The organism is Pedobacter glucosidilyticus DSM 23534 (assembly GCF_000425145.1).
Taxonomy (GTDB): Bacteria; Bacteroidota; Bacteroidia; order Sphingobacteriales; family Sphingobacteriaceae; genus Pseudopedobacter; species Pseudopedobacter glucosidilyticus.
Genome location: NZ_AULF01000013.1, coordinates 98,140 through 120,372, shown reverse-complemented (window position 1 = coordinate 120,372; position 22,233 = coordinate 98,140). Strand labels below are relative to the sequence as shown.

General features: G+C 33.6%; 20 protein-coding genes. 3 read left to right on the top strand and 17 right to left on the bottom strand.

Annotated elements, in window-relative coordinates:
• Positions 1 to 148: 148 nt before the first annotated feature.
• From H510_RS0105635 to H510_RS0105595, 9 genes are all read right to left on the bottom strand, one after another.
• Positions 149 to 1,762 carry a hypothetical protein gene (locus tag H510_RS0105635; RefSeq protein ID WP_026903423.1) on the bottom strand — a complete coding sequence of 538 codons (1,614 nt, stop codon included), beginning with the start codon at positions 1,760 to 1,762 and terminating at the stop codon, positions 149 to 151.
• Positions 1,763 to 1,929: 167 nt separating this feature from the next.
• Complete coding sequence (locus H510_RS0105630) at positions 1,930 to 3,615, bottom strand: phospholipase D-like domain-containing protein (RefSeq protein ID WP_026903422.1); 1,686 nt, start codon at positions 3,613 to 3,615, stop codon at positions 1,930 to 1,932.
• 173 nt (positions 3,616 to 3,788) lie between these two features.
• Positions 3,789 to 4,448 carry a hypothetical protein gene (locus H510_RS0105625; protein WP_026903421.1) on the bottom strand — a complete coding sequence of 220 codons (660 nt, stop codon included), beginning with the start codon at positions 4,446 to 4,448 and terminating at the stop codon, positions 3,789 to 3,791.
• Between the two features lie 172 nt (positions 4,449 to 4,620).
• A complete protein-coding gene (locus H510_RS0105620; protein ID WP_051291071.1) occupies positions 4,621 to 5,367 on the bottom strand; it encodes a hypothetical protein in 747 nt (248 codons plus the stop codon).
• Between the two features lie 28 nt (positions 5,368 to 5,395).
• A complete protein-coding gene (locus H510_RS0105615; RefSeq protein ID WP_026903419.1) occupies positions 5,396 to 6,025 on the bottom strand; it encodes a hypothetical protein in 630 nt (209 codons plus the stop codon).
• 168 nt (positions 6,026 to 6,193) lie between these two features.
• The gene (locus H510_RS0105610) at positions 6,194 to 6,820 is read right to left on the bottom strand and encodes an FEKKY domain-containing protein (protein WP_155977851.1); all 627 of its coding nucleotides are present in this window, start codon (positions 6,818 to 6,820) and stop codon (positions 6,194 to 6,196) included.
• A 299-nt stretch (positions 6,821 to 7,119) separates the two neighbouring features.
• Positions 7,120 to 7,791, bottom strand: coding sequence for a hypothetical protein (locus tag H510_RS0105605; protein ID WP_026903417.1), 672 nt, complete (start codon positions 7,789 to 7,791; stop codon positions 7,120 to 7,122).
• 91 nt (positions 7,792 to 7,882) lie between these two features.
• Positions 7,883 to 9,304, bottom strand: a complete 1,422-nt coding sequence (locus tag H510_RS19515) for a tyrosine-type recombinase/integrase (RefSeq protein ID WP_081659199.1) — start codon at positions 9,302 to 9,304, stop codon at positions 7,883 to 7,885.
• Positions 9,305 to 10,039: 735 nt separating this feature from the next.
• The gene (locus H510_RS0105595; protein WP_036692044.1) at positions 10,040 to 10,600 is read right to left on the bottom strand and encodes a Maf family nucleotide pyrophosphatase; all 561 of its coding nucleotides are present in this window, start codon (positions 10,598 to 10,600) and stop codon (positions 10,040 to 10,042) included.
• A 124-nt stretch (positions 10,601 to 10,724) separates the two neighbouring features.
• Between H510_RS0105595 and H510_RS0105590 the strand changes: the two genes are divergently transcribed.
• Positions 10,725 to 11,288 (top strand): hypothetical protein, encoded by a 564-nt coding sequence (locus H510_RS0105590; RefSeq protein WP_026903414.1) that lies wholly within the window; start codon positions 10,725 to 10,727, stop codon positions 11,286 to 11,288.
• On the opposite strand, the gene H510_RS0105585 is transcribed toward H510_RS0105590, so the two are convergent.
• From H510_RS0105585 to H510_RS0105560, 6 genes are read right to left on the bottom strand one after another with little or no spacing between them, the layout of a single operon-like run.
• Entirely contained in the window at positions 11,278 to 11,808 is a 531-nt protein-coding gene (locus H510_RS0105585) for a KdsC family phosphatase (protein WP_026903413.1), read from the bottom strand. The genes H510_RS0105590 and H510_RS0105585 overlap by 11 nt on opposite strands.
• Positions 11,809 to 11,823: 15 nt before the next feature.
• The gene (gene iscX, locus H510_RS0105580; protein WP_026903412.1) at positions 11,824 to 12,066 is read right to left on the bottom strand and encodes a Fe-S cluster assembly protein IscX; all 243 of its coding nucleotides are present in this window, start codon (positions 12,064 to 12,066) and stop codon (positions 11,824 to 11,826) included.
• Between the two features lie 12 nt (positions 12,067 to 12,078).
• Entirely contained in the window at positions 12,079 to 12,411 is a 333-nt protein-coding gene (locus H510_RS0105575; RefSeq protein ID WP_026903411.1) for a 2Fe-2S iron-sulfur cluster-binding protein, read from the bottom strand.
• A gap of 20 nt (positions 12,412 to 12,431) precedes the next feature.
• On the bottom strand, positions 12,432 to 13,220 hold the full coding sequence (locus tag H510_RS0105570; protein ID WP_026903410.1) for a Rossmann-like and DUF2520 domain-containing protein: 789 nt from the start codon (positions 13,218 to 13,220) through the stop codon (positions 12,432 to 12,434).
• Position 13,221: 1 nt separating this feature from the next.
• Positions 13,222 to 15,666: a heme lyase CcmF/NrfE family subunit gene (locus H510_RS0105565; RefSeq protein WP_026903409.1), complete on the bottom strand. Its 2,445-nt coding sequence runs from the start codon at positions 15,664 to 15,666 to the stop codon at positions 13,222 to 13,224.
• Positions 15,667 to 15,675: 9 nt separating this feature from the next.
• On the bottom strand, positions 15,676 to 16,083 hold the full coding sequence (locus H510_RS0105560) for a cytochrome c maturation protein CcmE domain-containing protein (protein WP_026903408.1): 408 nt from the start codon (positions 16,081 to 16,083) through the stop codon (positions 15,676 to 15,678).
• A 223-nt stretch (positions 16,084 to 16,306) separates the two neighbouring features.
• Between H510_RS0105560 and H510_RS19510 the strand changes: the two genes are divergently transcribed.
• Both H510_RS19510 and H510_RS0105550 read left to right on the top strand, forming a co-directional pair.
• The gene (locus H510_RS19510) at positions 16,307 to 18,052 is read left to right on the top strand and encodes a YaiO family outer membrane beta-barrel protein (protein ID WP_026903407.1); all 1,746 of its coding nucleotides are present in this window, start codon (positions 16,307 to 16,309) and stop codon (positions 18,050 to 18,052) included.
• A 2-nt stretch (positions 18,053 to 18,054) separates the two neighbouring features.
• A complete protein-coding gene (locus tag H510_RS0105550) occupies positions 18,055 to 19,236 on the top strand; it encodes a hypothetical protein (RefSeq protein WP_036692041.1) in 1,182 nt (393 codons plus the stop codon).
• On the opposite strand, the gene H510_RS0105545 is transcribed toward H510_RS0105550, so the two are convergent.
• Entirely contained in the window at positions 19,223 to 20,104 is an 882-nt protein-coding gene (locus tag H510_RS0105545) for a glycerophosphodiester phosphodiesterase (RefSeq protein WP_026903405.1), read from the bottom strand. The genes H510_RS0105550 and H510_RS0105545 overlap by 14 nt on opposite strands.
• Positions 20,105 to 20,165: 61 nt before the next feature.
• Positions 20,166 to 22,229, bottom strand: coding sequence for an LTA synthase family protein (locus H510_RS0105540; protein WP_026903404.1), 2,064 nt, complete (start codon positions 22,227 to 22,229; stop codon positions 20,166 to 20,168).
• Between the last annotated feature and the right edge of the window lie 4 nt (positions 22,230 to 22,233).

Genomic DNA, 22,233 nt, shown 5'->3' with positions numbered 1-22,233 from the left:
AGACTCGCTTTTTTTACAAACAATAAAACACCAAAAAAAATGAGCCTCGCTTATATCAGCTTTAAATAACGCTTCTTTACTTAATAAAATGATTTTATTAACTATTTAGTGAGTTGTGCAACAGTTACGCCTGTTAGCGGTTCGGGCTTTATTTGAGTTCTTGTCCATTCAAAAGTCGTTTAATGTTCTCTTTTGTGTCGTTGTTCGGTTCAATTTCTGCTAAATGCCTAATTTCTCTTTCAATCTCTGGCGACCAATTTTCTTTTTTCCACTTGTCCAAAACTTTAATAGCCATATTTCGGTTTCTCGTAACAGGGCATTTTAATCCTGTTAGAATAATTTGCTCTCCTTTTTTTGGATAGTTTTCCAAAAATGTAATGACATAATCTAAACTACCAAATTTGTTATAGTTCTCTCCAAAACCCATTGAATCTCTCGGTCCCGTTGCCATTTCGTCTAAAGGCAAGTGTTTTAGAGCAAAGTCTATGATTAAATCAGAGTGTTCTGGTTTGCTATAATGTGTAACGTCATACAAAGAAGAACTATCCAAAGGTTTCTCTTGCAGTTTTGCCCAAACTGTTTCCCATAAATCAATCTCCAATTTTTCCGCTGCGTGTTTGGCGTTCCAATACATCACATTATCATTGCTTTTTAATCCTTCAAATACTGCAACTTTCCAATCTCTACTGTTTAATATTTCAACGATTTCAATTAAGCAGTTTGAGATAATATCTTGAGTCCAACCATTTTCTTTTTGTTCCCCAATGTCATTTTGTAACTCTGTAAGAAAGTCTTTGATTTTGTGTAATGCGTTAAAGTCAGAAATGTCGTTAGCTTGGATTTTGGCGTGTCTTATGAAATCTTCGATGACTTGTGAAGCAAAAGGGTAGGTAGTTATGTCTTCAGCTGGCCCACCAATGGCAATAAGTGCTTCAATTATGTCAGAAGCCGACTTGAAAAGTTTGTGGTTTATTTCATCGGGTTCTAATTTCTTATGAAGTTCTCCATTAATAGCACAAGTGTATGCCAAGTATTCATACATAATGCTGTTTTTATACCCTTCATAAATCAGCCAATCTTTGATTGGCTCGTTTAATTCAGGTCTTGATAATCGGTCAACTAATTGAATTTTACCCCAACCGTCAACTTTCTTCGCTAATTCCCAAAGGTCATTTTCTGCATTGTCCGATAAATTTGCAATGGCAATTGTTGAATAAACAGTAAACTCATCGTGTAAGCCTAAAATCTTAATGTCGTTAAGAACAGATTTATTTTGGCACAATCCTAAAATTGCAATCCCAAATTTTACTACATTTCTTTTGTCTGTTTTTGTGGTTAAATCTTTTGCATAATTAAAAAGATAAGGTTCAATCGGTAATGAATCATTAACTATAACTTGTAAAAAGTCATCAATAATTCCTATCACACCTTCGTTTTCTGTGATTAGTCGGTAAAATTCCTGTTCGTTTATTTTGTCACCTTTTGAAGCAACCCTTTTAAGGTGTTTTGTTAACTCTCTAATTCTTTTTTTAGAGTCATCTGAATCATCTGCACCAAACATTGCATCCATCAGTCCCGGTGCAAATCTTAACTTGTCATCATCTTTTTTCTCGTCTGGAAGGTCGTGTGCTTTTTCAGACAGATTACCGTTTTCGTCCAAGTTTGAAGAAAGGAATTTGAGAATAGAATTATCAGTTCTCCATTCTTTAATCTCTATGGATTCTTTTTTGTCAAATATGTCTTGTAACCATTTCTTTATCATCGTGTCTGTCTTTTTAGCCTGACCGCTAACGTTTTGCAGCTACCCGAAGGTGGCGATTTCGAAGCACTTCACTGTCAACCAAGCAGAAACTTTGATAGAAGCACAAAGCTTGATTTAACCACTGAACCGCCACTTTTGGGTAGGTGCTGTTATATGCTGCCCTTCTTTCAGTCATTTGTGTTGTCGTCCGATTTTGGTATTGGAAAACCAGCTTTAAATAGCAAGTCAATTTTCCAAGGTTCCCATTTTTTAGTTCTGTGTCTTGTTTGCGAAACCCAATCCTGATTTGTCTTGTGATACTTTTTTTCTTCTTCTGTAAGTTGTCTGCCTACGACCGTTTTTTGCCATTCTTTCCACTCGTTCCATCTAGCAAGTCCATTAATAATTGCTTCTCTTTCTTTTTGTTCTTGCCATTTCCATTCTACACCATTTTTACTTAAAACATCACCAAGCATTGCTTCTCTTATTGGATGCAAGAATTTTTTTACTTTTCCCCTGCTTCCAGTAAGTTTTAAAGTAATTTGTTCGTTTAACCACTTTCCAAGTTTAGTGCTTTGATGAGGAATAGTTTTGAAATTATTCTTATCACTATAATATTCTTCGAGTTCAACTAATCTGTCTGCCCAATCATCATCTTTAGGTTTGCTTCCAAAGTCGCCAAAATCTGGAACATCCCACATATAGTTTATGGACTTCATTTTTTCTTCTTCGTAATCAGTCCAAGCAGAACCATTTTGTCCTTTTCTTCTTTGTTTTTGTTGGGCAATCCATCTACCTAATTCATAATGCGGACTATCAGGGTTTTTTGTCTGAATGACGTATGTGTAATCTAAATGCTTTTGTTCTTTCTCTTTAAATTCCAGTAGTTTTTGAAACTTAATGTCCCACCACATTCTAATTGTGTTTATCCAACCGTTCTCAATTGGGAAATCAGCGTCAATTAGTTGCATTGCAAGTTCGTCAGGCAAAGCATTGTGTTTAATAAGTTCTTTCATTCTTTGATACCAAACTAACAACTCCATTTCTTCTGGAACTTTAGTGTCTTTGTAAACAACTCCCGAAGTTCTTACATCTCTTTTGTAAATTTTGTATCGTTCAAGAAAATAGGGAAATACTTCATAATCGTTTGCGGTAACGTTTATTTTCCTTTCATAAGTTGGTCGTTCAATTGGTTCTTGACCGTCACCAAATTCGTCTGTGTAAAATGGTGTTGTAATAGATTTTTCTTCAGGGTTTTCGCCATCATTTGGTTGTTCTTCGGATGTGCCTTTTCCTGTTCTTATTTGTGAATATAAAAGTCCCGCCTTATCATATTTTTCAATTAGTTCTTTGTCAAGTTTAAAAACGCTATTGTCGGAAAGGTCAATTAAGTTTGCAAAGTAACTTTTAACTTCTTTCAAAAGTTTGTTTCCTTGCTTGTCTGTGCCAGTTTTGAAGTCAAGTTGTATTGATGCTTCAATGTTGTTTAAGAAACCTGAATATGTAAGATTTGAAGAACCAATAATTACTCTTGTGTGTCTGATTCCTTCAAATAAAAAAAGCTTTGGATGATAGGTTATCTGTTCTGCGTCCTTATGATAAATATAAGTTTCAATATTTTTCTCTAAAAGTAATTCAAGAGCTTCTTTTGATGTCCCTTTGTTGTCAACGCCAATAAAAAAAACTAGTTTCTTATATTTCCTTTGAGCTGTTAATATTGACGGTAATAATTTATTTACGCCTGAAATTGCAGCAAATGCAACAAAACCAATAAAACTGTCAAAGTGTGAACTGCCAAAGGAAGTCGCTAACTGGTCGCCAACATTTAATCTGTTGTCCGTGTTAAGTCCGTGTCCAATGAAGTCTATTTGCATTTATTTTCTTTTATTTTGTTGGTTGCACTGTGGTTCGTTAGGGTTGCATATAACGTTTTGCAGCTACCCGAAGGTGGCGATTTCGAAGCGCTTCACTGTCAAGCAAGTTGTAACTTTGATAGAAGCACAAAGCTTGATTTAGTCTCTGAACCGCCACTTTTGGGTAGCTGCTGTTAGGCACAGTTATTATATTTCTGTAGTAGTTCGTCAAAGTTTATATTTTCGGTTTCTAAATGTCCAGATGCTCCATATGTTTTCATAAAATTCCATTTTGCGTTCTTGTCAATTTTCACTGGTTGGATTTTTTCGCTTAACGGGTAAATCTGTCTGCCTATGAGTTTGAAAAAGCTGTCCTCGTATATTTCAAAGTCTAAACAAGGGAACTTTTTATTAAGATTGTATTCGGTGTCCCACAGATATAAAACTTCGTTGTCGTTAAGTTCAATAATATACAAGTCACTTTCATCTTCATATTCTGGTGCTATTGCAATTCTTTTGGTTTTAACTACACAAGTGTCAACCGTTCCTTTCTCTAAAGTTGTGCTTAGTTGTCGCAAAAATAATTTATATCGATTTTTCTTTTTGTAGATTTCGTAAGGCATAAATACAATAAATGCAAAAGCAAAAACAGCAATTGTCCCGAAAAGAAAAGTCCAAAAGCTATCAGGAATTATAGCCGTAACATATGTCAAACTTGCCCCTAAAAGTCCTGCAATAAGATAATGATAGAACTTAATTTTACTACTTGTTTCTTTTTCTTTCTGAGTTTTCAATGTCTTTAATATTCGTAACTCGTAAGGATAAAAATTTCTTGTCTTATAAGCAATATTCATTGTTACGGTGTCTGTTTATAATTGTGCCTAACGTTTTGCAGCTACCCGAAGGTGGCGATTTCGAAGCACTTCACTGTCAGCCAAGCACAAACTTTGATAGAAGCACAAAGCTTGATTTAACCACTGGACCGCCACTTTTGGGTAGGTGCTGTTGTGCGTTCGTTTTTCTTCTTTAGTCGTCAAGGTCATTTTCGTTAATGTCAAGTTTTACTGCTCCTAATTCCATTAATATTTTGTCCAAATTTAATAATCTGTCCCGAAGTAAATTTTCATTTTCAAGGTCTTGTTCTGTTAGGTTTATGAGTTGTCCAACTAATAAGTCTTCTCTGAAATTGTGCTCCTTTTTTAGTATTTCTTTCAATTCTTCGTTGTCTGTGAAGTCTATTAACGGTATGATTTCAACTTTGAATTTCTTTAGGTCAGGGTCAATGATATTTAGTCGGTAGTAGTATTTGTCAATTTTACCTAAAAGGAATGTTTCAAGTTCGCTTACAATGCTTCCTAAACCGTCAAGTCGTCCATAGAAGTCAAGTTTTTTAAACGCTGGTTTGTCAAATATCCTTTTCCTGTCAACAAGGTTATTGTAATTATGAAGCACAGAAGCAACTACCACTATGAATGAAAAACCAAAAGCATAAAGTGTCGAGTCTGGAATTCTTTGAATAATTGGTTGTAAAGTCCAACCGTTACTAATTATTGTCGGCAAGAACGTGAATGGAAAAACAAGTAAAAACGAGATTGTTAGTCCACGTAAAAGTGTCTGTCTTTCGGCAATTAATATGTTTAGCAGGTCTTTCATTAAAATGACGCACAACGTTTTGAAAATTTGTGCAGAAATGGCATTGCTTGCAGAACCATCGTCGTACCGCACTAAATTAAATAAATAACTGATGAATCGACGTAAACCACCGTCAGCCATTTTTGAACAAATTTGCTGTTATAAGCCGTTATTTTAGTTTTATAATTAAATTTCTTATTCTTTCTTCTAGGTCGTTATTGATTTCGACTTTGTCACTTTTAACAAATTCAATTAAACCATATCCCACTTCAACTAATTCCCTCATTGAGCTCTTTTCCCCCGGTGACCATACGGTTCCAGTTTTAAGACCTCTGTCGTTAATTGAAAAAAAGTATTGAGTTCCGTCAACTCCTAAACTTTCTTTATGGATAAATCTTGAATTTAAAATCGCAGTTCGGTACAGGTTTTTTATAAGTTCCACAGAAGACTTTGATAACTGTTTTCGAAATTTAGATATTTTCACATCAGCTTTATTTTTCGAATACCAAATGCTCTGTTCTGCTATGTGATACTCAATATAATATTTATCTTTTTCTTCGTCTTTGATTATATCTAAAACATTTTCTGGACTAAATGATGGCATTACTAAAAATCTTATTTCAGGGTCATCAGTCAACCCATTGAAAAGTACTTTTCTTACACTGGAATAATAATCAAACTGAAAGCTATAAACATCAAAGATTCCTCCTACTGGTTCTAAATGGTCGACTTGTGCCTTAGATTTGTTTACACAAAAAAATAAGACTAATGTGAGTATCAAGAATTTCAAGTGGTTCATTTATGTCGAGTTTTTATAATGGCTTATAACGTTTTGCAGCTACAAGAAGTTGGCGATTTCGGAGACGAAAACTGTCTGCCACCACCGAACTTGATACGAAGCACAAAACTTCATTTAACCACTGAATCGCCAATTTCTTGTAGGTGCTGTTATAGCCAGTTTTTCTTTTCATTGTCCTTCAAGTTTTCCGTCTGCGTTAATAATTGTCATTGAGTTTGCGTCCACCAAAAAGTTGTAATAAGTTACTAAATTCATTCCGTTGTCTTCGCCAACTTTCACAAGGTAAATATTTTTCGTTGAGTCGTCCATGGTCGGAACAAGTGAAATGTGTCTTTGGCTTTTTGATAAACTGTCAATGAGTTTAATTTGGTCTTTTACTATCTTCCGTTCTGCAACAAGGTCTAATACTTTGTCAATTGTCAGGTCAGCCGAATTTGCCTTGTCAATGCTGTCAAGTTGAGCATTAAATTTTGCCCACCAACCAATACCATATTTGCTTTCCAAGTGGTGAACCATTGTCTTATTGTAATATTCTGTCCCGTTTATTACGTCTGTTGTCACATTGCAACCAAATAGATTAAAGTCAAAACCATAAGAGTTAGCAAGTTTTTGTTTTTGCTCAAAGTTCAATGGCATTTCTCCAATTTCAGTTATTTGAATTTTTCCGTTTTTAATGTCTTGTCCCGCTGTCCAAAAGTTGAAAGGCGTAAAAAGTCCGTATGCAAAACGAAGTCCGAAATAGAGCCCTCCAAAAAGTAGAATTGTCAAAAGTCCGTATGTGATTTTTCGTTTCAAATTTCTGTTTCTGTCGTTAGTTTGGTGTCGTCCTAAAATTGGCTATAACGTCAGTTTGTCTAAAAACCTAAATCTAATCGCTGAGAATTGAATATACAAGAATTTTGTAAGATAGGTGTCCGTATATAGAATTTCAATTTTGAGGTTTTTAGACAGTTTGACGTTTCGCAGCTACCCGGAGGGCTGATCTTTTACTCAAATTTATTCTTATTTCTGTTACTTCTCGATTTTCCATTTAACATTCGGAAAAACCACTACCCCAGCCTTTTGGGTAGGTGCTGTTATAGCCAGTTTTTCTTTTAGAAGTCAGCCTCATAGCCATGTCCATTTTTTCCATAAAAGATTAACCATTTTGCAAGAGAGAAAACTATATGAATTTTACTTTCAATACTGTCTTCGTCTGTATCGGGTGGTAAACGCTGGTCTTTTAAATATTGTAAATTCTTTTCGTTTGCGATTTTGTCTGCAATTGTCATAAGTCTTTGCCCATAATCTAATGTTGCTTCAGCAAGTTTTGTCTCCCACGCTTCATTTACCAAATCTTCGCCGATTAAGTCAATGCAGTCTTGAAGGAATTGTCCACGAAACACATTTTCGTCCTGTCCCATTGCAATATATACAGGAACTCCGTCTTGTTCTTTTGCAAGCTCAATTACATAATAGCCGTCATAGTCTTTCAAGAATTGCTCTATAGGGACCTTTTGTTCAATCTCATTGTATTTGTTTCTAATCCATTCGTCAGCCTCTTTGTCCCTTCCAACCCTCGGTGCTTTAATTGTCTCATAAGTCTGGATTTGGTTAGCTAACCATTCTTGCAAAAGTTCGTCTTTGGTCGGATATTTTTTCCCCTTAAGTTTGTCAAGAAATGAAGGTTGAGGAATATTGTCTTTAGAAACCATTTCAAATATCTCAATGAAACGTTTCTCAAATCCAGGTTTGGGTTTCCCCATTGGTATCATGTCTAATCCCATTGTTATCGATTTTAAAATTGGCTATAACTAGTAAATATCCGCTATACTATAGCGCATATTTTTCGATTAAGTTACAATTTAGTATTAGATTTTAAATATTCAAATTATCTAAAGGACTTTTTATTTGGCTAATATGCTTTGTACTTACATGAGTATAAATTTCGGTGGTTTTGGTGCTGCTATGCCCCAAAAGCTGTTGTATATAGCGTATATCTGTACCGGCTTCTAAAAGATGTGTTGCAAAAGAGTGCCTTAACCAATGTAATGTTATGGGTTGCTTAATTCCAGCTTTTAAACAGGCTTTTTTCAAGACTTGTCTTAAAGAGCTTACAGCATACTGATCTTCGTATTGCCCTTGAAATAGATAATATTTGGGCTTATGTTCCTTATAGTATAATTTCAATATTGTTAATAGCTTTTCTGATAACATAACCTGACGATCTTTCTTCCCTTTTGCATAGTGTATATGTATCAACATTCTTTTACTATCAATATCTTCTACTTTTAGATTAATTAACTCGCTAGCCCTAAGCCCACAAGCATAAATGAGCGATAACATAGCTTTATGCTTTATGTTCTCACAACTCTTAATGATAGTGGCTATAGTGTTTGAATCCACTACCTTAGGTAATACTTTCTCTTTCTTAGGTCTGATAATTTGATTTTGATAAGCCTTTAAACCTAATAAACTTCTATAATAGTACATAATGGCATTGATGATCGAATGAGAACTACTAGTGCTTAGAGCGTTTTTTAAGCTTAATTTAACAACCAAATTATTTATCTCTTCTGGAGTAAGTTTCTGATAATCAAGATTTAAATAACGGCAGTAACATAAAAATTGAAAGAAAGATGTATAGTAATTTTGTATGGTGTTTAAACTATAATTATTAGCTTTCAGATGCAATAAATATGAATTTGGAACTTCTATATCAACGTTATAAGATTGACTCCAAATAAGAGAATTTAAATACAAACTTTGAATATTAACGTGTTGATGAATAGCTATAAATAGCTTACCCTTTACAATCTTAAGTAAACTTAATAAGTCTTTTTCTTGATGCGGAATCAAAAAAGCGTCTAACTTCCTATTATACTGGATAAAATCATGTCCTTTAATAACTTCTTTACATCTATTTACATGCTCTGTTGTTAACAAATAAAACTTTTTATCCTGTATAATAGCAGTTTTAACAAATAAGCGTAACTGTTTATAATCATGTTTGGGTATTTCAAAACGATTTTGAACCTTCTTATTAACTCTTTGTGCTTGCTTAATCGCATCGGCCTGTATGTAACTTTTATTTATAACCAATTTATTATTTGATAAGCTCACCAGTTTTTCCAGAATATCATCATCTGCTAGTGTATAGAGAAGTTTTAGCTTTGCATCATAATTAAAGAAATCTAAATTCAATAACCATTTAAATAAGGCTAAATTTTTCTGAAAGAAATACGTATAAACCTGTTTTTCATGATGTTTAGATAGCCTTACATATAAAACGATTTTCATTACTTTATCTAAAAATTCCAACAATAATAAGGATTAAGAAAACTATTATCCGTGTATATCCGGATATACACGGATATACACGGATATACACGGATAATTTTATGATATACTTGTAAGTAACATATCTACATCGGTAACACCTAAACAAACTCCTTCATTAAACTATAGGTTAAGCTCGTAAATACTCTATTTTTTGGTTAAAGTGATTTTATAAAATATTTGAGGCATTACTCATCATCAGTATAGCTTAAAAATATTTTTTATAAACTCATGTATTCAACACTTCATCCCTACACTTTAGCTTCTTCTTAACTTACTCTATACTAACTTGTAAATCACAGGTTATTTATAGGGTATTAAATATAGTTTGTACCCTGTTATGACCCTGTTAGTACCCTGTTAGCTATGGTTTAAGTTTTATAATGGTAAAGCCAAAATTCTGATGCAGTTTATGCTGAATTTAAAATGAAAAAAAATGAGATTAACGAAATTTAAAAGGATATATCCAGCAGCAATATTGCTGTGATGTTTGAGAAGACTATACTTGTAAAAACATACCCCTGATGGATATTTCTTACGATAAACCTTTTAAATTTTCATTCTGCTTATGATAACTATAATAAGCCAAGCACCCAACCAGTGGCGAATAAGATGTGAAAAATTAATCCTTCTAAAAAAAAGAAATAATGGAAATTGATGGATTTAACCCCGTTTAGATGCTATACCATAAGGTATTTAAAACTCTGCCAGTAAAACTTTTCTTAATTTATCGGTAGGTAAACCCATCACATTGGTATAAGAACCCTCTATCCTATTTACAGCTATTAAACCTATCCAATCTTGTATGCCATAAGCACCTGCTTTATCAAAAGGTTTGTGGTGTTTTACATAATAGCTAATTTCATCAAGGCTTAAAGGATTAAAATAAACCAAAGTTTCTTCACTAAAAGTAATTTGCTTCGTGGCTGATCTTATACTTACCCCCGTAATCACCTGATGTTTTCTTCCGGCCAATTTGCCAATCATCGCTATAGCATCAGCTTCGTTGGTAGGTTTTCCTAAAATCTCATCATCTATTAAAACAATGGTATCGGCAGTAATTAATAACCCATTTTCTGGGATGTCAAAAGCAGCGGCTTTTTTATCGGCAATAAAAGCAGCTACCTCTGTAGGGGCTAAATCAGCGGGATAACTTTCATCTACATCTTTTAAAAGCAGCTCAAAACTATATCCCATAAGGTTTAACAATTCTTGTCTTCTTGGTGATTTTGATGCTAAATAGAGTTTGTTATTCATGGTTTTAATAAATTTTGAGTCCTTATGCGGATAAAAATATCCTAAATAAAGCGCTAATTTAAATTTAATTTTTTGGTATCAATTATGTTGATGCTTTGCTAGTTTACCTATCATTGTTTAAGACATGAAAAACCAATTTCAACCTTTGCAGCATGCTAAGCATCATGAAAAAGAGTTTAGAGCATTTATACGGATGGATAATGCCTCGCAAATTTGGCAATTTTATAGAGATTGCAGACAACGTTTATTAAATGTTAACCATTGGGGTAAACATCATTTACAAAATTTAAATTCGCAGTTTATTTTGCATGATCGTTTTGGTTATGAAGTACAAAGAACTGCCCAGGTTGGCGATTATATTAAGATTTTGAATAACTGCTTCTCTCAAAAAAACATCTTTTGGCTAGAGATAGAAAGTATAGCTTTTAACCATGAGTTTGATAGCAGCGAAGAAAGTGTTATCATGAGTTTAAAAACTACTGATGACCCTAAATATCAAACAGACCGGTATTTTAAACCGGATGTAGAAAATTGTATGATTAGTATTAAAAGAGTATTAAATACCATTTTGGCTCATATAAAAGTGATTGAACCTGTAGCAACAACCAATTTTTATGCCTCTAGCAAGGATATAAAATGGCTTTGTAATTTTAGATGGAATGATGTACTAAAAGATATTACCTGCTGATGGCACCATCATGTGCACTAGGCTGAGCATCAAACCAGTTTTGCTGAATTTTTAAAACCTTTTCTATGATATCTCTGGCAACACCAGCACCACCAGCTTTTGGAGATATATAATGTGCTGCTTCTTTTATTTCTTCTACAGCATCAGAAGGGCAAACGGCCAGAGGTGCCAATTTCATAATCGCTAAATCAGGAATATCATCACCTACATAAAGAAAATCATCAGCTTTAAGCCTTGCTTCTTTGATAAGTTGATGGTATACAGCCATTTTATCCGAAACACCTAAAAATATATGCTTAATACCTAAACCTAATAATCTTTTCTCTACCCCGCTAGATTTAGCACCAGAAATAACAATAATGTTATACCCTTTCTTTACGGCCAATTGTAGAGCATAACCATCTTTGATATTAAATTGCCTTAACTGTTCGCCGGTTTCTGTTACCAAAACATGACCATTGGTTAAAACACCATCGACATCAAAAATGAATGTGTTTATGTTTTTAAGTTTATCTAGCATGGGTATTTAGAAGACTTATTGGTTGTCTCTCCACTCGTATACCCAGGCAGATTGGATTTGCTCTAAATGCCCTTCATTACACTCTTCTTTAGTGCCTGCAAAACTAGGTAGTTCTAATACCCAATTCATTAAGTCTGTAAAGCGTATACGGTATATTTTAGATTCGCCAAATTCATCGCCAAACTTTTCGTAAAGTCCCATGGCAATATCTTCATAGTCATTCCAATGAATGGGTAAAGCGTATTTATCGTTATTCATGTATAATTATATTTAATGACCTAAGAATTGAGATTGGTCTGGAATTGTAATTTCTATGTCTCCGTCTATCATCACACACTGGCAACCTAGTCTGGAGTTTATCCTGGGATTTACAGCCCTATCAATAAAGTCTTCTTCTTTATCTGATATTTCCTGAATATGGTCTTCGCCTTTGTTTACATACACATGGCAGGTACTGCAACCGCAAACACCACCACAATTGTGTTGTAGCTCTATCCCATTATCCAGACAAACGTCTAAGACTGATTCTCCTTCTGCAATGGCCAGCTCTTTTGGCTCTAAACCTTTTTCCTCGAAATTTATTTTAATCTTGTAAATATTCATGCCTTGGCAAAAGTAATAATTTATTTAAGCGAAGACGTGTCTTTTGCATACATTTTGACTATGTCTTGACTTATTTGCTGATACTGCAATTTCCATGCTGTATGGGTTTGCAACAATTCCAAATGCTTTTGGATGGTAAGCTGGTCGTTTCTTTTTGCCGGACCCGTTTGTGCTTCTGATGGCAATATTTGCTGCACCTTGGCTGCCGTTTCTTGTATTAATGGTCTTATCAAATTAAAATCAAGACCAGATTGCTGCATTAATGTTTGTGCAATGGTATAAAAGTGGTTGGTAAAGTTACAGGCAAATACTGCTGCTGTATGTAACATTAACCTTTGTTGAGTGTTGATGTAATAAGTTTTAGTAGATAAAGCCTTGGCCAAATTAAACAAAACTTGTGTACTGCTTTCATCAAAAGCCTCAATTGCTATCGGTATTTGAGAGAAATCTACTTGAACAGCTTTAGAGAATGTTTGTAAAGGATAAAGTACCCCAACTTTTTGGGTATAAGGCAATAGCACATCTAAAGCGGTTGAGCCGGATGTATGTACCAATAATTGTTGAGGCAATAGCTGTAATTCTTTAGCTATAGAGGTAATAACCTCATCGCTTACCGCAATAATGATTAAATCAATATCGGCATCAATTTGATTTAAATGGGTGATAGAATCGGCACCAATTTCTAGGGCCAGAGCTACTGCTTTTTCGGCTGTTCTGTTCCAGATTTGTTTTACGGGATGCCCGGCATGTATCAAAGCTTTTGATAAATGCCAAGCTATATTTCCTGCTCCTAAAACAGCAATATTCATCCTATTTTAATTCCTTTTGTCTTCTAAAAATAGAAAGGATAAAGCCAATCACCATGATGATGGTACCACCCCAGAATAGATTGATATAAGGGAACATGATGGCTTTCATCACAATCCAATCTTTTTTATCTTGTTTTGGTTTTTGATAAACGGTAAGCTCCAATTTATCTTTTTCGGGCATGATATTGGTAAAACGCAGCTTTAAGCCAGCTTCATCTACTTTTTTGCCAAAATCTACTTTAGCATTACCTTTAATCAAGAATATAGGTTCTGATTTGTAGGTACTACTTTCTGTGATAACATCTAACTGTAAGCCAATAGCAACATCGTTTTTAGTTAAAGCAATATTCTCTATTTCGGCATTTTTATTAACACCTCGCACAATAATCATCCCCTCTCTAAACCTTACGGTATCTCCAATAGAAACTTCATGAGGTACAGGTTCTTCGTAGTGCTCATCTTCAGAATGGTCTGTATGTTCATCATGCACATGCTCTTCTTCTTTTAGAGGCACACTACTTACGTGAGTGTAAACATCATGTAACAAATAATGCTTGGTATCTGGCGAAGCAATAATTTGCCTCATTTTAGCATTTTGTTGTGCATTAGGATATAGATTAAAATTCTCTTTAACCTTCCCCTTATCATCAAAAGCTTTATAATTTACTTTATAATAGGTATTAACACCTGATGTTGAATCGCCCAGATAAGTAACTGTATACCTATCCATAACAACAGGATCATTTTTATAAAGGATGATGTTTTCTCTTGGATTGTTGTTTTTTGCAAACTCCTCGCCAAAGCCTATGCTGGTATTGTTGATAGAAATCACTTTATTGGTAGCGGCAGCAACTAAAGCACCTATCAATAACAAAGCAAAACCTATATGCGCAACTGCAGAACCAGAAAGTTTCCATTTACCCTTAAAGGCTTCGCCTAAAATTTTTGCGTTACACAAAATTGCAAATACTGAGGCCCAAGTTAATACAATGTACATGAAATTGGTATATACTTGAGTTACGTAAACCAAAACTGCAGTAAGCAATAAGGAAACTACAAAAGAAACGGCTATGCTGATGTAGAATTTACGTACATCGGTTTTTTTGTATTTTAAAAATTGTGAAAAAGCAGAAATTACGGCTACTGCCACAGCAAAAGCAATTTGCCATTTATTGTAGTGTTGGATAACATCTGTTGGGGGTGCTACCTCTGTACCAAAAATAGCATTAAATACAGGTATTGAAGTTGTGGCTATAATCTGGATACAGGATACGGATAGCGTAATGGCTCCTATAAACAACCAAAACTCTCTGGAATAAGTATCCTCATCTTTTTTGGTGATAGGGAAATTTTTCCAATGCTTTACAATTAGAATAGTTGGAATGATAAAGAACACGCCTAGGTATATCAATAACTGAATATCCATACCCATAGAGGTAAAGGCATGTACAGATGTATCTCCCAAAATACCACTTCTGGTTAAAAAAGAAGCGTATAATACCAGCACAAAGCTGATGAAAATTAAGAAAAGGGCTGTAAAATAGCTATGTCCAGAATTTTTATATGCAATTAATACGTGTACACCAGCAATTAAAGTTAACCACGGAATGATAGAGGCGTTTTCTACTGGATCCCAAGCCCAAAAACCACCAAAGTTTAATGCTTCATAAGCCCAGAAAGATCCCATAATGATACCCGTACCTAATATCATCACGGCAAATAAAGACCATGGCAATGCAGGTTTAACCCATTCTTGGTATCTTTTCTCCCAAATACCTGCTATACCATAAGCAAAAGGCACAATCATAGAAGCAAAACCCAAAAATAAGGTTGGAGGGTGTATAACCATCCAATAATTCTGTAGTAAAGGGTTTAAACCATTTCCATCAGGAATGAGAGAAAGGTAATCTGCTCTGGAAAAAATTGGTGCTTCCATGGCATCTCTTAAAAGAATAAAAGGAGAAGAACCTATTTTAACCCCTAGAACTTCTACACCCAACAGCATAGAACATAAAAATAACTGAGACAACGCCATCACAGTCATGACACCGTTTTCCCATGTTTTGGCATATTTAATTAGGATTAAGCCTAAAACAGCTTGCCAAAAAGCCCATAACCAGAAACTGCCCTCCTGACCTTCCCAAAAACTAGAAATGATATAATAAACAGGAAGTTTGGTGGATGAATGAGCCCATGCGTAATGGTACTCAAACATGTGGTTATAAATGATATAGAATAAACAAGAACCTATACCTATGATAGCTATAACATTGATAAAAAAACTATATCTGGCAATTTTAGACCAAGATAAATCGCTTTTATCTTTATTAACCGTTGCCATGTAATAAGCAATTAAGGATAATAAAGATGTACCAAAAGAAAGTATAATAAAGAACTGGCCGAGCTTGCCCGGCAACAGGTGTTCACCTGCAAATTGTATATCCATTAAAAAATTTTAAATTTTAGCTTGTGCACTAACTTCTACAACCTCTACCTGATCTTCTGTGTATTTAGAAGGGCATTTCATAAGAATTTTGTTGGCATGGAAACTAGAGCCAACCATTTGTCCGGTTAAAACAATTTGTTCAGAACGCTCAAAGTCTTGTGGTTTAGAACCACTAAATACCACTTTACATTCTTTTCCTTTATTATCAAGCATGTAAAAAGAGAAATAATTTGCATCCTTCTCTGGGTTGTAAACCATTTCTTTTTCCTTTACTAAAGTACCTACAACATGTAATTCTTTTTGAGTTTCTTGCGCATCACCAAATGAACCATAGGTACTACTATCAGCATAAGTACTCATGATAACACCAATTGCTATTGCAATTATAATCATCCCAATAATTGAACTCTTTTTCATCTCTTTATTTATTTGTTTATACAACCAGAAGCTTTGAAATATTTTGCTTGTTTAATAGGGTATATAAAATTTATTTTTTATATTATCTCTACAAAAATACAAAACCCTAAGTTTTACGTATAATTATATCAAGAATGTTAATATAATTAGAATCATTATAAATAAGATAATTATATGGAACAGCATTTGAATAATATTTATACTAGAAATCAGCTTTTTTAAAATGCAACTATTGCCTAAAATCACTAAAAATCTTGTTTTACTCTCTCTATTTCTTTTTATACATGTTAAAATTACGGTTGCTCAGGAAGATTTGAGTTCAGACTCTTTAATGGTATTGGCAAAAAAGGAGGCCTATACCCATAATAATTATCCGGCAGCTATCACATTATTAAAAAAAGCGCTGATAAAAAGTCCCACTTATACCGATGTAAGAGCATTTTTGGGGAGAATTTACACGTTTTCTGACCAAATAGATAGTGCTCAAATGGCTTATGATATGGTTTTAAAGCAAGAACCAAATCATTTAGATGCTATTAATGGGCTTTACGACCTGTATTACTGGAATAATTTATATAAGCAAGCGGTTAAAGCCGCAGATATGGGTATACAATTCTATCCAGATTCTAGTTCTTTCTACCTTAAAAAACTAAAAGCATTACTGCTAGAAAATGATATTGCTGCATCTAGTAAACTCAATAATGATATCCAAGACAGATTTAAATCTGACAAGGTTTTTGTTCAAAGTGCAGCATTGGCTTATCAAGAAAGAAAGAAGGTTTGGGATAATCCAGCTAGGTTAAGTTCTGATTCTTTGATGATTTTAGCTAAAAAAGAAGCTTATACCCTTAATAATTATCCCAAAGCTATTGCTTACATGAAACAAGCTATTAAGCAAAGTCCTGATTATAAAGATTTAAGAATTTTATTGGGCAGGCTGTATACCTTTAGCGATAAAACAGATAGTGCTAAAAACGAATTTCAGAAAGTTTTATTAAAGCAATATGATGATATAGATGCTTTAAGTGGTATTTACGATGCTGATTATTGGGCAGATAGGTATGACTTGGCTTTAAAAACTGCCGAACTGGGTATAAATTATCATCCGGATACATCCTTATTTTATATCAAAAAAGCAAAAGTTTTTAATGCTCAATTTAAACCATTTGATGCTATAGATTTCCTAGAAAGTAAGCCCAGCATCTTAAAAGATAGTCTTGCTAAAGCTTATTTAGATGATTTAAAGCTTACCAACCTAAGAAACAGGATAGGTATAAGTTATGAATATGTTGATTTTGATAAACGCTTTGATGAACCCTGGCATTTTGCAACCATAAGTTATGGTTATAGGTCAAAAAAACTAGGCAGGGTAAATACCCGATTTTATTATGCCAATCGCTTTGACTCTGAAGGCTTACAAGGCGAAATAGAAGCTTATCCCTCTTTAAAAAACGTAGGTTACCAATATATTGGCATTGCCATTTCTGAATCTCCTATTTTCCCACGTTTTAGGGCTGGTTATTCTTTATTTGCTACATTACCTAAAAGTTATGAGGCAGAAATCGGATTTAGATATTTAAGATTCTCTGAAAATACGTTTTTATTTACCGGTGCTATAGGTAAATATCTGGGAAATAATTTTTACAACATCCGCTCATTCATATCGCCCGGAGAAACCGCCTGGTCATACTCTTTCACTGCATCAGCAAGATTATTTTTTTCTGATGACATGGATGATTTCTTTAATATTGCTGCTGGAACTGGTGTATCTCCTGATGACCCTGTAAGAGTACTTTTTATTAATAGTTTTGCCAATTTAAAATCCTATAAAGCTGCTATCAGTTATAACAGGGTTTTAAAAAGAAAACACCTGATAGGTTTGGATATCAGTTGGGTTAATGAAGAGTACAGTACAGATACTTGGGGAAATCAGTTTAGTTTTGGTATTGGCTATAGCAGAAGGTTTTAAGCATGGGAAAAAGGAAATTTAAACTTAACGCCATCCTGTTTTTTATCATTATTTTAACACCTTTATGGATGTATTTAACTTGGGTTTTTTGGCCCAAAACAAAACTTGTTATTGCCATTGTTGATAAAACAGTACTGAATAAAAAAGGACAAGAACACGCTTCATTAACTTGGTTCCTGAGGTATAACAAATATTCCAAAACATCAGAAAAACTGTATACTGTTGGGAATGATTATTTTGGCTTTTTTCCTAAACCCAATCAGGAATATACCTTAAAAGGATTAGAAAGATTTGATGATAAACAACTAGAACAATTGGCAGACGATAGTGACCTTACCTATGTAACAGACACCTATGGCATTTATTTAAAAGAATGGAAAGAGCTTTTAGCCAGCACAGAGCGCTCTAAATTGATTTATGGTGGACTTGCTAAAGAGGACATGGCCTTTTTAAAAAAAATGAAAAAACGTAAAAAACTTGTTCTTACCGAGTTTAATACTATTGGCACACCTACACCAAAATATCTGAGGCAGGCTTTTGAGAAGGAGTTTCAGATACAATGGACTGGATGGGTAGGCAGATATTTTGATTCTTTAGACACCAATAAAAACAAAGAACTACCTAGATGGCTTATTGAAAATTACAAAAATCAAAATAATCAACAATGGCCTTACTTAAAATCTGGGATAGCTTTTGTTAATGAGAGCGATAAAATTGTAATTCTTGAAAACATAGAACACTTGGATGCTGAAGTACCTTATATCTTAACAGCTAAAGAGGATAGAGAAAAATACAATATCCCTACCACTATGAAATATCCATTCTGGTTTGATATTGTTAAAACTTCGAGGAATAATCGTATCATTTCTTTTTATGATATTAAAGTTAATGATAAAGGCCGAGCGATTTTAGAAAGCAACAATATTCCCCCACAATTTCCGGCCGTTATAGAGCATTATAGAGATGATTATAAATTCTTTTATTTTGCTGGTGACTTTGCTGATAATCCTATTGCTTTAAATGCCTCGAGCTTTAAAGGCATACACTTTTTTAGAAAGCTTTTTTATGATAGAAGTATCGCTTCTGAAAGGGTAAGTTTCTTTTGGGAATATTATTATCCACTTATTAACACCATTATTACAGATTATCAAAATGATTTAAAACCAAAAACTACCTCACATTAAGGTAGCGTTTTGCATCCATATTATCGGTTTGGATAGCATGAGGTTCCATTTCAAAAGCTTTCACAATCTCCGACTTGTAATAAGGTGTATATAAATTGATAAATAAGCCTAGGTTTTTTGCCGCTCTTACTGTTTCTTTTGTTAGGTCAGTATCTTCATAATTTAGGCTTAAGCCATCATAACCTTCTTGTTGTGCTATTTGTATTTTTCTTTCCAGAGTTCCAGACCGTATTAATAAGCATTTGATATTTTTAGTTTTATCGTTTGCTTTAATCAAATCAATAAAAGATTTACTGTTAATTTCTATAATCAAATTATCTGTTTTATCAACATTTGCTAAAGTATTGATCATGGCAGTAGCCATTCTTCTAAAGTAGGCATCTAGCCCTCCAATTAACTCAAAAGCGGGATCATAAAAAACTTTAACCTCCATAAACAAATAATACTGAGGGTTTAAATTCCAATAACTGATAATTTCTGATAATTTATAAAGCCTATCTGTTTTACCTTTATGGCAAATGGTTATTTCTTCAATCTCGGCATCAGTTAGCAATGGAATATTTTGCTCAGGCAAACCTTCTAAACAATTAAAGTCATGAACATTAAAATTATGATTAACCCAAATGGTGCCGTCTTTACTCATCTGCAAATCTAGCTCTACCCCATCTAAATTGGCAAAGCCTTCCTTTACCGCATTTAAGGTGTTTTCCATATTTACATCGTTAAAATTGTTGCTACCCGCACCTTTATGTCCGAGAAATAAAATATCTGTTTCTGCTTCCGGAATAATTTTTCTGCAACCAGAAACTGATAACAAACAAATGAGTAGACTTAAAAAGTAGATTTTAATATTTGTTTGTTTTATCATTTTTTGTGATTACCTATTAAAAATTTTAAAAATTGATTATGATATTTAACATTCTTATGAATTAAAAGTTCACAAATTTTAAATAAACAGAGTCGGGAACTAATTTATTAACTTTTGAAACTAAATCATTTCTTACTTTATACTGTTTTAACTCGTTAAACAATTTCAATCTCATATCTTCATTTTCTATAGCCTCTACCCCCATTTTATCATCTATGGCAAATAATGTATTTTGGTTGAGGAAGAATTTACCATAAACAAAATCACTAAGCTCATTCTTAGTTTGCATTAATGGGTATTTATGTATATTTCTAAATGATTTTACGGTATCTAAACCAGAGCCTATAAAATTAATCAGTTTTGGTGTTTTGATGTTGTAATTAGCATTTAAAAAAGCCAAGATAGATGGTGCTATATCTAAATGGCTAGAAATAGATTTGAAACGAGCGGTACGTTTAAGTTTTGGAGAATAAATAATGAGCGGTACATGGTAACGGTCTATTTTTGTTGCAATCGGAATTTCGGGTAAACGATGGTCTCCGGATATGATGAAAATTGTACGTTCAAACGATGGATTTTTAGCATAGCTGTTTATAAACGTTTTAACAGCATCATCACTATACAATATGGTAGAATAGATATTTTTATATTTTCTGTACGCTTCTTTTTCATCTTCTCTTATACCCAATATGCCCAGTTGCTGTTCAAATTTTTCAAGATATTTTGATTGATTAATAACCTGATAGGGCGTATGTAAGCTTACGGTTTGAATGATGGTTAAACCTGGTTTTTCTGGTGCTTTATTTAAATAATCAACACTTTTTAACATCAAATCCATATCGCCATAACCCCAGGTAAAGCCCCCGCTATTGGCTGGCATTTGTTGATAAGCCTCACCAAAGTTACGGATAGAAACCGTTTCGTTTATTTTGTTTTTAGCCAAAAACAATCCTTCATTATCAAAATCTAAATCAAAACCTGATAAAAATCTGGTATGGTAATTATTTGCTTTTAAGATATTGATGAGCGTTAAATGGTTAGGCATTCTATTTCCAAGATCTGCAAAGCCATGTTCGGCAAAAGGTAATGAGCCTAACACCGATGGTAAGGATGCAAAAGTTCTACCCTGTGCGGCTAGAAAATTTTCGAAGTATAAACTTTTTTGTGCTAAGCTATCCAAAAAAGGTGTAAAACTGCCTAAATAAGCACCTTCTCCACTAAAAGCTCTGCCTAAGCCTTCTATTTGTATGTAGATGATATTTGGAGGACTATCAAATTTATGAAAGAAATTTCCCAACACATCTTCGGTATTGTTTTCTCTTAAAAAAGGATATTTTACATCTACATATTTAACATTATTTATTCCGTCTGCACTGCTTTCTGATGTAGCGTCTTCAATATAATTTTCTGCATAAATATCTACTTCCGGCTCGTTTCTGGTAAAGTAATCATAAGATTTTTGAAAGAAAAAACCTGTTTTATTTACGGCTAAATTATAATCAAACTCTGATTTAAACTTTTTAGATTCTGGTAAAAAGCTAAATCCAGATAATACAGCCAAAAAGGATAGCAAAACAAAAACGATGGCCGCTTTAAGTGGTATAAATGTTAATTTACTTAAATAAATGATCAGCAGCCAGAGGACGGCCATCAAAATCACAAAAAATAATAAAGAAAATACATCTAAAGAAGCACCAGCCAAAGCCGTTTGCTTAATTTCTGATAAAGAATAGCCATAAATATCATCACCAAGAGGTAATAAAGTAGTATGGTAATACTTGGTAAGCAACAAGGCAACAACAAGGCTAAAACTAGCTATACTTGCATAAATATTAACTTGTAAACGCCTATCTCCTATTATAATTTGAACGGTTAGGAGGTAAATCACAAACGAGAAAAAACTTATTTTAAGGAATAATAAGAGGTCTAGTAAAAAAGCATAAACAAATACTTGTAAGCTATTTTCAGGACTTTGATAGCTTTTGACCATGACACCCACTTCTAACAACCTTAGCAGTAAAATCATGATAAAGAAAGCTAAAGAAACATGAGCAAATTGTACTAGCGCTCTTTTAGTCTTTTTAAGTATTAGATTTTCTTCATCAAAATTATAATGGTCTTTCATTAAT

Excerpts from the sequence above, each read along its gene's own strand:
- H510_RS0105635 (WP_026903423.1), bottom strand. The coding sequence starts at position 1,762 with ATGATAAAGAAATGGTTACAAGACATATTTGACAAAAAAGAATCCATA.
- H510_RS0105630 (WP_026903422.1), bottom strand. The coding sequence starts at position 3,615 with ATGCAAATAGACTTCATTGGACACGGACTTAACACGGACAACAGATTA.
- H510_RS0105625 (WP_026903421.1), bottom strand. The coding sequence starts at position 4,448 with ATGAATATTGCTTATAAGACAAGAAATTTTTATCCTTACGAGTTACGA.
- H510_RS0105620 (WP_051291071.1), bottom strand. The coding sequence starts at position 5,367 with ATGGCTGACGGTGGTTTACGTCGATTCATCAGTTATTTATTTAATTTA.
- H510_RS0105615 (WP_026903419.1), bottom strand. The coding sequence starts at position 6,025 with ATGAACCACTTGAAATTCTTGATACTCACATTAGTCTTATTTTTTTGT.
- H510_RS0105605 (WP_026903417.1), bottom strand. The coding sequence starts at position 7,791 with ATGGGATTAGACATGATACCAATGGGGAAACCCAAACCTGGATTTGAG.
- H510_RS19515 (WP_081659199.1), bottom strand. The coding sequence starts at position 9,304 with ATGAAAATCGTTTTATATGTAAGGCTATCTAAACATCATGAAAAACAG.
- H510_RS0105595 (WP_036692044.1), bottom strand. The coding sequence starts at position 10,600 with ATGAATAACAAACTCTATTTAGCATCAAAATCACCAAGAAGACAAGAA.
- H510_RS0105590 (WP_026903414.1), top strand. The coding sequence starts at position 10,725 with ATGAAAAACCAATTTCAACCTTTGCAGCATGCTAAGCATCATGAAAAA.
- H510_RS0105585 (WP_026903413.1), bottom strand. The coding sequence starts at position 11,808 with ATGCTAGATAAACTTAAAAACATAAACACATTCATTTTTGATGTCGAT.
- iscX (WP_026903412.1), bottom strand. The coding sequence starts at position 12,066 with ATGAATAACGATAAATACGCTTTACCCATTCATTGGAATGACTATGAA.
- H510_RS0105575 (WP_026903411.1), bottom strand. The coding sequence starts at position 12,411 with ATGAATATTTACAAGATTAAAATAAATTTCGAGGAAAAAGGTTTAGAG.
- H510_RS0105570 (WP_026903410.1), bottom strand. The coding sequence starts at position 13,220 with ATGAATATTGCTGTTTTAGGAGCAGGAAATATAGCTTGGCATTTATCA.
- H510_RS0105565 (WP_026903409.1), bottom strand. The coding sequence starts at position 15,666 with ATGGATATACAATTTGCAGGTGAACACCTGTTGCCGGGCAAGCTCGGC.
- H510_RS0105560 (WP_026903408.1), bottom strand. The coding sequence starts at position 16,083 with ATGAAAAAGAGTTCAATTATTGGGATGATTATAATTGCAATAGCAATT.
- H510_RS19510 (WP_026903407.1), top strand. The coding sequence starts at position 16,307 with ATGCAACTATTGCCTAAAATCACTAAAAATCTTGTTTTACTCTCTCTA.
- H510_RS0105550 (WP_036692041.1), top strand. The coding sequence starts at position 18,055 with ATGGGAAAAAGGAAATTTAAACTTAACGCCATCCTGTTTTTTATCATT.
- H510_RS0105545 (WP_026903405.1), bottom strand. The coding sequence starts at position 20,104 with ATGATAAAACAAACAAATATTAAAATCTACTTTTTAAGTCTACTCATT.
- H510_RS0105540 (WP_026903404.1), bottom strand. The coding sequence starts at position 22,229 with ATGAAAGACCATTATAATTTTGATGAAGAAAATCTAATACTTAAAAAG.